Origin of the sequence: Chryseobacterium sp. GP-SGM7, from assembly GCF_049166575.1 — a bacterium.
GTDB lineage: Bacteria > Bacteroidota > Bacteroidia > Flavobacteriales > Weeksellaceae > Chryseobacterium.
This window is the reverse complement of sequence record NZ_JBMHFF010000001.1, coordinates 1656201-1668134: the sequence shown is the minus strand read 5'-3', so window position 1 is coordinate 1668134 and position 11934 is coordinate 1656201. Positions and strand designations below refer to the sequence as shown.

12 protein-coding genes are annotated in these 11934 nt (G+C 33.2%); all 12 read left to right on the top strand.

Features of this window, described 5'->3' with window-relative positions; all coding sequences use genetic code 11:
* Nucleotides 1-2: 2 nt before the first annotated feature.
* Complete coding sequence (locus ACOOWA_RS07420; RefSeq protein ID WP_421374262.1) at nucleotides 3-1262, top strand: nucleoside permease; 1260 nt, start codon at nucleotides 3-5, stop codon at nucleotides 1260-1262.
* A 181-nt stretch (nucleotides 1263-1443) separates the two neighbouring features.
* Nucleotides 1444-2418, top strand: coding sequence for a zinc metalloprotease (locus ACOOWA_RS07415; protein WP_421374261.1), 975 nt, complete (start codon nucleotides 1444-1446; stop codon nucleotides 2416-2418).
* A 107-nt stretch (nucleotides 2419-2525) separates the two neighbouring features.
* Nucleotides 2526-3080 (top strand): RNA polymerase sigma factor, encoded by a 555-nt coding sequence (locus ACOOWA_RS07410; protein ID WP_421374260.1) that lies wholly within the window; start codon nucleotides 2526-2528, stop codon nucleotides 3078-3080.
* Nucleotides 3046-3738, top strand: a complete 693-nt coding sequence (locus tag ACOOWA_RS07405; protein WP_421374258.1) for a hypothetical protein — start codon at nucleotides 3046-3048, stop codon at nucleotides 3736-3738. The genes ACOOWA_RS07410 and ACOOWA_RS07405 overlap by 35 nt, the downstream gene beginning before the upstream one ends.
* A gap of 87 nt (nucleotides 3739-3825) precedes the next feature.
* Nucleotides 3826-4905 carry a hypothetical protein gene (locus tag ACOOWA_RS07400; protein WP_421374256.1) on the top strand — a complete coding sequence of 360 codons (1080 nt, stop codon included), beginning with the start codon at nucleotides 3826-3828 and terminating at the stop codon, nucleotides 4903-4905.
* A 170-nt stretch (nucleotides 4906-5075) separates the two neighbouring features.
* Entirely contained in the window at nucleotides 5076-5462 is a 387-nt protein-coding gene (locus ACOOWA_RS07395; RefSeq protein WP_421374254.1) for a hypothetical protein, read from the top strand.
* A gap of 47 nt (nucleotides 5463-5509) precedes the next feature.
* A complete protein-coding gene (locus ACOOWA_RS07390; RefSeq protein WP_421374252.1) occupies nucleotides 5510-6688 on the top strand; it encodes an acetyl-CoA C-acyltransferase in 1179 nt (392 codons plus the stop codon).
* A 5-nt stretch (nucleotides 6689-6693) separates the two neighbouring features.
* The gene (locus tag ACOOWA_RS07385; protein ID WP_421374251.1) at nucleotides 6694-6894 is read left to right on the top strand and encodes a gliding motility protein GldL; all 201 of its coding nucleotides are present in this window, start codon (nucleotides 6694-6696) and stop codon (nucleotides 6892-6894) included.
* A gap of 303 nt (nucleotides 6895-7197) precedes the next feature.
* Nucleotides 7198-8676: an MFS transporter gene (locus ACOOWA_RS07380; protein WP_421374249.1), complete on the top strand. Its 1479-nt coding sequence runs from the start codon at nucleotides 7198-7200 to the stop codon at nucleotides 8674-8676.
* Nucleotides 8677-8748: 72 nt separating this feature from the next.
* Nucleotides 8749-9681 (top strand): mevalonate kinase, encoded by a 933-nt coding sequence (locus ACOOWA_RS07375; RefSeq protein WP_421374247.1) that lies wholly within the window; start codon nucleotides 8749-8751, stop codon nucleotides 9679-9681.
* A 10-nt stretch (nucleotides 9682-9691) separates the two neighbouring features.
* Nucleotides 9692-10621, top strand: a complete 930-nt coding sequence (locus ACOOWA_RS07370) for a UbiA family prenyltransferase (RefSeq protein ID WP_421374246.1) — start codon at nucleotides 9692-9694, stop codon at nucleotides 10619-10621.
* Nucleotides 10622-10686: 65 nt separating this feature from the next.
* The gene (locus ACOOWA_RS07365) at nucleotides 10687-11853 is read left to right on the top strand and encodes a proline dehydrogenase family protein (protein ID WP_421374245.1); all 1167 of its coding nucleotides are present in this window, start codon (nucleotides 10687-10689) and stop codon (nucleotides 11851-11853) included.
* The last annotated feature ends 81 nt before the right edge of the window (nucleotides 11854-11934 follow it).

Below are 11934 nucleotides of genomic sequence, written 5' to 3'. Positions count from 1 at the left end.
AGATGAATTTAAAATTACGATTGACCGTTCTGAGCTTTTTGCAGTTCTTCGTTTGGGGAGCCTGGCTTATCACCTTTGCAAATTATTGGTTCGGTACGCGGCAGTGGGGAGGCGAGCAATTTGGTATTGTCTTTACCACCCTAGGTATTTCCTCAATCATAATGCCTGCAATTACAGGGATAATCGCAGATCGTTGGATGAATGCTGAAAAATTGTACGGAATTCTGCATTTGGGATATGCAATTACCTTACTTTATTTACCGCAAGTAGACAATCCTACCACTTTTTTCTGGGTGATGTTAATTGCAATGGCTTTTTATATGCCCACAATTTCTCTTTCTAATTCCATTGCTTATTATATTTTAAAAAATAATAATTTTGATGTGGTAAAAGTTTTTCCTCCCATCAGGGTTTGGGGAACTTTAGGATTTATTGCCGCAATGTGGATTACCAATCTTACCGATAATAAAGCTTCTGCAAACCAGTTTTATATTGCAGCGGCATTTGCCGTAATTTTGGCAATTTATGCATTCACATTACCTCCTTGTAAGCCACAAAGTCTTATTCCCAAAGACGCATCAGCATCTGAAAAACTAGGATTGAATGCCTTTAAGCTCTTTGGAAATTATAAGCTGGCTTTATTCTTCACTTTTTCAATGTTCTTGGGAGCTGCATTGCAATTAACAAACATGTACGGAGATGTATTTTTATCAGATTTTGGAAAAAATCCGGCATTTGCAGACAGTTTTGTAGTGAAACGTTCTACATTAATCATGTCTATATCACAGTTCTCAGAAACCGCATTTATTTTGGCTATTCCATTTTTCTTAAAAAGATTTGGGATTAAAAATGTAATGTTAATTTCAATGTTTGCCTGGGTTTTACGTTTTGCATTCTTTGCTTATGGTGATCCTTATGGCTTGGGATTAGGTCTCATTATTCTTTCCTGTATAGTCTACGGAATGGCATTTGATTTTTTCAATGTTTCGGGTTCTCTTTTTGTGGAAACAACTACAGATTATAAAATTCGTTCTTCTGCACAAGGTCTTTTTATGATGATGACCAATGGTTTTGGTGCGATTGCGGGGAGTTTTGGAAGTGGATGGATTATTTCTAATTTCTTTACTTTAGCGAATGGCGATAAGATGTGGCACGAAATCTGGCTTCTGTTTGCTGGCTATGCATTATTGATTACTGTTCTGTTTGCTGTTTTCTTCAAACACAAACATCATCCGGAACAAATAAAAGATATTACACATTAATTTTATAATCTCATAATCATAAAAAATTGCATTCTCTTAAGGATGCAATTTTTTATTTGTACTCAATCTAAATTTAATTCACACTCAAATTCATAAAGATATAATTATTAATTTCATACCAGTTATTCAATTCTGCTATTGAATAATTTATTTTTTTTAACCAAATCTATTATTTTTTACTATGAAAAAGAGTTTTTTTATGCTATGTATAGCAAGTTTATTTTTTGCGGGCTGTGAGTCTGATGAAAAAATTGAAGCCGGAAATGAAGCTGCAGAAATTACATCTGTAGCAAACAAAAGACAATGCGCATCAGATGATGTCTTAAAAGATCAGATGGCTAAAGATCCTGGTCTTTCTGCAAGAATCTCTGAAATAGAAAATTTCACGAGACAAAAAATTCAGGAAAATTTTCAGTCGAGATTGGTAAATGGAGTTATTGAAATTCCCATCGTTGTAAATGTTTTGTACAAAACGACTGCTGAAAATATCTCTCAGGCGCAGATTCAGTCTCAAATTGATGTTCTCAATAAAGATTTTAATGCTACAAACAGTGATTTTAATAATGTTCCTGCTTTATTTTCAGGAGTGAAAGCAAACGTAGGAATTCGTTTCGTTTTGGATCAGGTAGTAAGAAAATCTACCACCAAAACTTCGTGGGGAACACAAGACGCAATGAAAAAATCTAGTCAGGGTGGTTTAGCTCCTTTATCTCCTACAACTAAGCTTAATCTTTGGGTATGTACCATTGGTGGTGGCATTTTGGGTTATGCTCAGTTTCCGGGTGGCTCTTCTGCTACAGACGGCGTTGTGATAGACTCAAAATATTTAGGAACAACTGGAACCGCCAGTTATCCCTTCAATCTTGGTAGAACAGCAACGCATGAAGTGGGGCACTGGATGAATCTTAGACATATTTGGGGAGATGCAACTTGTGGCAATGATTTTTGTAATGATACCCCTTCGCATAATACAGCCAACTATGGTGCACCTGCATATCCTCATTACAGCACTTGTTCAGGAAACCCTGTAGAAATGACCATGAATTATATGGATTATGTAGACGACAGAGCAATGTTTATGTTTTCAAATAATCAAAAAAGCAGAATGCTGGCAATATTTCAGTCGGGAGGTCCAAGATATTCTTTCGCTCAATAGTCCTGAAACATATCAAATAGAATTGCACTTTTGAAAAAAAGTGCAATTTTTTTTATTTTTAGGCAACCATTTTCAAAATTTGCCGTCTTATCAGTAGAAACTAACCAATGAAGCATTTAGAAGAGAATTTTAAACTTGCCAAAAAACAGGACCGGAGAGCTCAGAAAGCACTTTACGACTTGTTTTCAGCTAAAATGTTGGCGGTTGCAAATTCTTACACCAATAATATTCATGATGCGGAAGATATTTTACTCAATGCTTTTCTGAAATGTTTCAATAAAATCAACGACTGCAACGACTGGAAAAGTTTTCCGTTTTGGCTGAGGAAAATTGTCGTCAATGATTCGATCACTTTTGTCAGGAAAAACAAGAATATTCTCTATGCAGATATTGAGATTGCAGATGATCATTTCGAAGAAGAGTTAAATGAGAATCTCATTGAAATTAATATTGAAGAAATTTTCTCTCAAATGCCGACCGGGTATCGATTGATATTCAATCTTTATGTATTTGAAGACAAAAAGCATCAGGAAATTGCAGGAATTCTCAATATTTCGGAAGGCACAAGTAAAAGCCAGTTCAGCAAAGCCAAAAAATGGATTGCAGATTATTTAAAAGCAAAAGAAAATGGAAAAAAACATACTGAAACAATTAAAAACTGATTACGAAGACCTCGAATTAAAGCCCTCTGTCAATCTTTGGGATAAGATTGAAAATGAATTAGAAGGAGATAAAGAAACTGTTCAGAAACCCGCATTTCAATGGTGGAAATATGCCGCTGTGATTATTCTGTTGATTTCTTTAGGAGGAGGATTGTTTTATTTTAATTCAGATGAAAATTCAAGATCTAAAGAAACAATTGCTGTTAAAAAACCTTTGGAGAATAATTTTAAACAAAATGAAGTTGCTGAAAATCATATCTCTAATGAAAGTATTGTGCAAAATCCGATTTCTATTGAAACCGAAATTTATGTAGATAAGAATGAATTAACCTCAGTTTCAGAAACATTAACTAAAAAAACAGATATTCCTAAAAATTTAGCAATAACTGAAAAAGAAACTAAAAGCCCCGAAGTTTTTCAGCCTGCCATTGAGAAATTAGAAATTCCTGTTGTGAAATCTTTGGTTGCCGAAAAGAAAAAAGCATCTTACATCAGTGCAGACGATTTGCTTATTGGAAGAGAGCTTGATAAAACCAGAGAGGAAAATAATAAAGATCAAAGGAAATTCGGAGTATTTGATATGAGTAAAATTAAAGTTCCGAATTCATTGAAAATTTTTGGATTTTCGGTGATTTCAGATTCCTTGTATTCCGAATAATTACTAATAAATAATTCAAAACTTTAAATAAAAATAAACGTTCAGATCGCTGAACGGAAGAGTTATATGTCTAAAAATAAATAATATATGAAAACGAAAATTATTTTATTCTCTGCTTTGATGTCTTTTGCTTACGCTCATTCACAGGAGAAAACACACACAGATCTGCAGATTAAGGATTATTCTAAAAAAATTGACAGCATCATCGTTTCGGAGAAAGCAAAGATGAATAATGAATTGGATGCCCTTGATAAATCTTTTAAAGAAAATAAGGTTTCATCGGATGAAAAACAAAGACAAAGAACAGAAGTTGCACAAAAATATGAGCAAATTATTAATGAAAAAGTAGATGACCAAAAAAGTAATTTGGAAGAAGCAACTAAAGAACTGGTAAAAAATTCTGTCATGGGTAAGGGTAAAATGTCTGAGAGGGTAGGATTTGCTCAAAATAACGCTCTTTTAAGTATAAAAGATCCCAAACGTACCAAAAAAGACCTTTTAAGTGCAGTTGATCTTAATTTTTCTTTAGCATTACTCAATCTTACCAACTCTGCAGGTTCTTTAAATATCGCAAACGATTCAGAAGTTAAATTCGGAAACTCTACATCCTGGTTACTTGAATATCGTTATACAGGTCAGTTAGGCAGTATTACGTCGCCCATGTTTTACCGAATAGGCTTAGGATATCGTTCTGATATGTTTAGACTTGCCGATTCTAAAGTTTTTGTGAAGAATGACAATCAGATTTTTCTATCAGATTTCACAAGAGGAGATCTGCAGAAATCAAGGTTTATTAATTATTATCTTACAATACCAATTGATTTTGTGATGGTATTAAATCCCAAATACACGACAGAAAATAATGAGAAAATGTTAGATAATTCGAAAGGAAATTTTAGAGTAACGGCAGGAATCTACGGAGGTTACAGAGTCTTGAGTCAAAATCAAATTGTATACAAAAATGTGGATGGTAATAGGGTGAATGATACCGAAAATATAAAAGGGGTAGTCAATAATTTTCTGTTTGGAAGCAAAATTTCCATAGGATATAGAGCATTGAATTTATATGTAAAAAAAGATTTTACTCCTATTTTTAATGAAAATGCTAAAATAAATAACAAATATGGGATTCAGATTGGTATAGAATTACTTTATATAAATTTTTAAATTGATAACATAATTAATTAAGTATTAATTTTTAAATAAATTTTCATCAATAATTTTATCTAAACTATGGTTTAAATTTTAATTGTTTGATTTTAAAACATACTTATAAAAAGTATGTTTTTTTTTGTATTTTGGCATTGTGAGATTCAGTTAAAATTGTAAAATCAAGAATGAAAAATTTACAGCTTTTAGGATTAATTTTAGTGGTCGTTGGAAGTTTTCTTCCCTTAGTTCATGTTCCAATCATTGGAAACTGGAATTACTGGAAAGTAGATTACTATTTGGCAGAAGCCTGCTGGGTTTTCTCAGCTTGTGCCTTATTTGGAATCATCAATAACAGCCAGAAAGTCGTAAGATTTTTTGGAATTTTATTAATTCTGTTATTCGCATTTACCATTTTCGCCACGAAATATCAGGCGTTCAGTTACTTCAGCTTTTTACCTTTTAAATCATGGACAGAAGCTCTTGCAGCAACAGTAAAGTTAAAATGGGGTTGGATTGTAGAGTTTCTGGGAGCATTTATTTTGGTATTTGTGAAGAGTAAAAAAGCCGTTTAAAGAGATTAAAAAAAATTAATTATAAATTAAAAATAAATAAAAAAGATATGAAAGAAGTATTCATTGTATCCGCAGTAAGAACTCCAATGGGAAGTTTCATGGGAAGTTTATCAACAGTCCCTGCTACAAAACTGGGAGCTGCTGCGGTAAAAGGAGCTTTAGATAAAATTAATTTAGACCCTGAAAACGTTCAGGAAATCTATATGGGGAACGTTCTTCAGGCTGGTGAAGGTCAGGCTCCGGCAAGACAGGTTGCTCTTGGCGCAGGATTATCAGACGAAACTCCGTCTACAACGATCAATAAAGTTTGTGCTTCAGGAATGAAAGCTGTGACAATGGCTGCACAGGCGATTAAAGCAGGCGATGCAGACGTAATCGTTGCAGGAGGTATGGAAAACATGTCGATGGTTCCTCATTACTACAATGCTAGAAATGCGACAAAATTAGGAGATGTAAAGATGCAGGACGGAATGGTGCTTGACGGTCTTACAGATGTTTACAATAAAGTTCACATGGGAGTTTGCGCAGAAAAATGTGCAACAGATTACAGTATCACAAGAGAAGATCAGGATAATTTTGCCATTGAATCTTACAAAAGATCTGCAAAAGCATGGAACGAAGGAAGATTTGCTGAAGAAGTTGTTCCGGTATCCATTCCACAAAGAAAAGGAGATCTTGTAATTTTCACTGAAGATGAAGAATACAAAGCGGTAAATTTCGACAGACTTCCCACACTTCCCACAGTTTTCAAAAAAGATGATGGAACAGTGACTGCAGCCAATGCATCTACGTTAAATGACGGTGCTTCTGCATTAATCTTGGTTTCAAAAGAAAAAATGGAAGAATTGGGTTTGAAACCCTTAGCTAAAATCATTTCTTACGCAGATGCGGCTCAGGCACCTGAAGATTTTACAACAGCACCTTCAAAAGCTTTACCAATCGCTCTTAAAAAAGCTGGTCTAGAGCTTACTGATATTGATTTCTTTGAGTTCAACGAAGCATTTTCAGTAGTTGGTTTGGCAAATAATAAAATTTTAGGATTAGATGCTGCTAAAGTAAACGTAAACGGTGGTGCAGTAGCTTTAGGACATCCACTTGGAAGTTCTGGCTCCAGAATCATTGTTACTTTGATTAATGTTTTAAAGCAGAATAACGGCAAATATGGTGCTGCAGCGATATGTAATGGAGGTGGTGGTGCTTCTGCAATCGTTATTGAAAATATGTAAGATTTATGAAATTTAAATTTGCTGTAGTTATTTTTTTAATTGGATTTTTAATCACCTTATTAGGCGCCTGGTTGAAAATTACTCACATTACTTTTGGACCGTTTAACGGAAATATAGCATTGACGATTGGTACTTTCATTCAGGGTTTAGGTGTTTTACTGATTATAATTAAGATCCTAATCAGCAAAAAATTTAAAGATCTGTAAATAAAATTTTATAATAATTCTAAAACCAAAAGCATTCGTGTTTTTGGTTTTTTATGTTTAAATTTTATGAAGCTTTTGTCGGAGTAAATAAATCAGGATATTAAATGCTCGATGGGAGCAAAACCTTTGTAACAAATAGCACGACAGTAAACGCGAAGCTCCGTAGGAGCGACACCTTTGTGAAAAAATCCTATTCCTAATCCCACTCAACTTTAACAAATCAATAAAATTTCACCGAAAAAAAATAAAAACCACTGAATGTTCAATGGTTTTTTTATTTTTGTGCAACTAATTAGTTTGAAAATGTCTGAAACTGAAATTCAACCGACTCAAAATATAAAAAATAACCCAAAAATAATGAAGGCCTGGGCAGTTTACGACTGGGCAAACTCTGTTTATTCTTTGGTTATTACCTCTGCAATTTTTCCGATTTATTACACCATTTTAACGACTGCTTACAACAAAAAAGAATTTGTTCCTGAAGCAGGAGAAGTTCAGGAAATTCCTGTTCGTCATATGATTAAAATCTTCGGAGAAGGATATGAGCCAGAGGCGGTTTTAAGTTTTTCTTATGCAATATCATTCTTTTTGGTAGTACTTCTATCTCCATTTTTGTCCTCTTTAGCCGATACAATTGGAAATAAAAAATCATTCCTTCAGTTTTTCTGTTATCTTGGAGCAACTTCTTGTATGGGATTGGCGATGTTTACAGGAATGGAAAATGTATTTTTAGGATTACTGTTCAGCATCACGGCAAGTGTTGGTTTTTGGGGAAGTTTAGTTTTCTACAATTCATTTTTACCAGATATTGCGACTCCTGATAAGCAGGATTCTCTTTCTGCAAAAGGATATATTTATGGATATATCGGTTCTGTAGTTCTTTTAATTATCTGTTTGGTTTTAATACAAATGGTAGCAAAAGGTCCTGAACAGTCTAAAATTTACATCAGAATGAGCTTCTTATTAACAGGAGCTTGGTGGTTTGGTTTTTCACAATATACTTTTAAGCATTTGCCTCAGTTTGGTGATGTGAAAGAGAAACTTCCAAAAGATTTGGTATTATTAAACTATAAAAATATCTTCAAAAAACATGAGGAACAAGGCGGATTTTTTGAAGTGTTAAAAGATAACATCAGTTTCTATAAAGATATTGCTAAAGAAAGCTTCAGAGAGTTATTTAAGGTAGGAAACAAGCTTTTTTCAGATAAAGCTTTGAAGTTTTTCCTATCAAGTTTCTTCTTTTACAGCGTAGGGATGCAGACTATTTTCTTAATGGCAGTTCCGTTCGGAAGTACGGTAATTTTCCCTAAAGAAGCAGATAAATATAAATTAATCATCACCATTTTAGTTATACAGATCATTGCGATTTTTGGAGCATTCTTATTTTCAAGGTTATCGAAAAAAATTGGTAATAAAAATGTAATCACAATTGCCGTTATTATTTGGATCGGATGTTGTCTTTCCGCATATTCTTTAAATAAGGAAAATCCTAATGTACAGCTTCAGTTCTACGGTTTGGCTGGTTTAATTGGTTTGGTTATGGGCGGGCTACAGGCAATGTCCAGGTCAACGTATTCAAAATTGTTACCTGAAAATTCAATGGAAAATACAACTTATTTCAGTTTTTATGATGTTCTTGAAAAGCTTGCAATCATCTGTGGAATGCTTATTTTCAGTGTATTTATTCAGAAGTTTCACAATATGCAGTATGCATTCATTTCAATGTCGGCATTTTTTGCAGCAGGTGCAATTTTGATAAGATTCTTAAAAACGAAGATATAAGCTTATATTGGCTTAAAATTTGTTAATATTCAGCAGAATTATACTAACTTTGCATAAAGATTTTAACACATAATGACGAACCCTTTATTTTACGCTAAAATTATCCTTTTCGGAGAATACGGAATGATTGAAGACTCTCAAGGTCTTGTAGTTCCTTACAGCTTTTATAAGGGTACATTGAAGTTTTCAGATTCAGCGTCAGATTCAGCATTTGAAAAAAAATCAAATTATCATTTAAATAAATACGCTTCTTTTTTAGAAAATTTAATTCTTCCTGAGCAATTCAGATTAGATGTAAACCGTTTTAAAGAAGATATTTCAAACGGACTTTTCTTTGATTCTAATATTCCTCAAGGGTATGGAGTGGGAAGTTCAGGAGCTCTGGTTGCAGCTATTTTTGAAAAATATTGTTTTACCAAACATAATCCTGACAGCATTTCTAAAGACGATTTAAAAAATATCAAAGCAATTTTTGGCGAAATGGAAAGTTATTTCCACGGAAAAAGTTCAGGAATGGATCCTTTGATTTGCTATATGAACCTGCCAATTCTTATCGAAAACAAAGAAAATTTAGACAAAGTTGCCATTCCAAAAGGTGAAGAAGGAAAAGGAGCAATTTTCCTTATTGATTCAGGAATTACAGGTGAAACCGGACCAATGATTCAGATTTTTTTCGAAAAAATGAAGACAGAAGGTTTCCGTAAAACGCTTAAAGAAGAATTTATACGTTACAACAACGCTTGTATTGACTCTTTCCTTAAAAAAGATATGAATCCGTTTTTTAGAAGCCTTAAAAAGCTTTCGCATTGGGCTTATGAACATTTCCGTCCGATGATTCCTGAAAATATTTTTAATATTTGGAAGAAAGGTTTAGATTCAAATGCTTATTACCTGAAGCTTTGCGGAAGCGGAGGTGGCGGTTACATTTTAGGATTTACCAAAGATTACGAAAAAGCAGAAAAAATGCTTGACGGATTTCAAAAAGAAGTGATTTACAGATTCTAAAAAATTGTGGATGGGTTCTGAAGAAGAAAGTTTCCAACATAAAAATTATATCCAAAAATTTTTATATTATAGATTATCACAATTCGTGGGCTTTCTTATAGGCGCGCGTTTTTTTGTGGCTGTATTGCTTACTTTTGCATTATATGTATCTACTTTTTTCCTTTTTAATCAGGAAGAATCTTTCAGAAAATTTGTCTTTGATTTTAAAGTTCACGGGATTATTTTCTGTACCGTTTTAAGCATTTTGGCAGGCGGAATCATAAATCAGTTCTACGATTTTGAAAAAGACCATGTTGTAAAACCCTTTCGTACAAGAATTCAAAGCTTTATCAAACAGAAATATTTTCTGTACGCATATTTAGTTCTAACAATAATTTCTCTCGGAGTTGCAACCTTTATTTCTTATCGGGTTTTAATTTTTTTTATTGTTTATCAGTTCTTTATGTGGTTTTATAGTCACAAATTGAGCAGAATTTTAATTTTAAATAATCTCACTTTTGTCAGTTTAACATTGTATCCTTTTTTTGGAATGATGGTTTATTATGAAACGTTCTCCATGAAAGTTTTTTTAATGGCAATATTTCTGTTTTTAATTCTGTTATGCATTGATATTGTGAAAGATACATTAACGAAAAGTGTGGATAAAGCTTTCGGATATACTACAATTCCAAATTACTTTAAAAGTAAAAATACTAAGATAATTCTTGTTTCTTTATTAATAATTACAATGACAGTTTCGATGAAACTGATTACCAAAACCGGAATTACTGGTTTTATGTCTTATTATTTTACCGGAGGTTTATTTATAATGATTATTTGTATTTATTTACTTTTAAATTCTTCAAGAAGAACTAAGTTTTTTACACTCAATATTTTACGGTTTTGGGTTTTCATAGGAATTCTTGCTATGTTGCTCAACGGAATTGAAGGAAAATTGTAGAAAAAAAAGTTTTAAAAAAGCACAGGTTATTCTTACATTTGCCAAAATTAAATTAACAAAAAAGAATGCCCATTTTTAACGATACTAAAGTTGCATTTGCCGATAAAACAGATGCTCAGTTGAGAAAAGCATATTGGATGTTCAAAATGATTGAGCAACCGGCTTTAACAAGTCTTGGAACTTCTGTCCTGAATTTTACTGTTCATAATAATTTCCCATTCGTTAATACTATTGTAAAAAATACCTTGTTTGAGCAGTTTTGCGGTGGTGAAACCCGTGAAGAAAGTATGAAAGCGGTGAAACAACTCTTTAAAAGAGGTGTAGGAAGTATTTTCGATTACTCTATTGAAGGGAAAGAAGATGAAGAAACTTTTGATGCTGTTTGCCAGGAAATTAAAGATATCATTAAATTTTCGGTAGGAAATCCTGCCATTCCTTTTATCGTTTTTAAACCTACAGCTTTCGGAAGAATAGATTTGTATGAGGCAGTTGGTAATGGCTCCGAACTGACTTCAAGTCAAAAAGAAGAATGGGCAAGAGTGGTAAAAAGGTTTGATGAAGTTTGTGAATTATGTCATGAACACGACAAAAAAGTAATGATTGATGCAGAGGAAACCTGGATGCAGGACGCAGCAGATCAGCTTTGTGAAGAAATGATGGAAAAATATAATCGGGAAAAACCGATTGTCTGGAACACTATCCAAATGTACAGAACCGGTCGTCTTGAATATATGGAACAGAACCTACAAAGAGCAAAAGAAAAAAACTACTTTATTGGTTACAAAATTGTTCGTGGCGCTTACATGGAAAAAGAACGTGCAAGAGCTGCCGAAAAAGGCTATGCAGATCCGATTCAACCGACAAAAGATGCATCCGATAGAAACTACAATTCAGGAATTGATTTTGTAATGCACCATCTGGATAAAGTTTCTGCATTTTTTGGTACGCACAACGAGATTTCTTCTGAATTGGTAATGGATAAAATGAAAGCCGCAGGTTTACCAAACAACCATCCAAATCTTTATTTCGGACAACTTTACGGGATGAGTGATAATATTACATTCTATTTGTCTGATAAAGGATATAATGCTGCAAAATATCTTCCTTATGGTCCTGTAAAAGACGTTGTTCCTTATCTTACAAGAAGAGCAAGAGAAAACACTTCAGTTGCCGGGCAAACCGGAAGAGAACTAGGATTGATAAAAAAAGAACTTGATAGAAGAAAGAAATAATTTTTCGTCATATTATAAATAGTGAAAGCTCAGTTTTATTAGACTGGGCTTTTTTGTTTCTTATATTTTTGAATTAAAAAT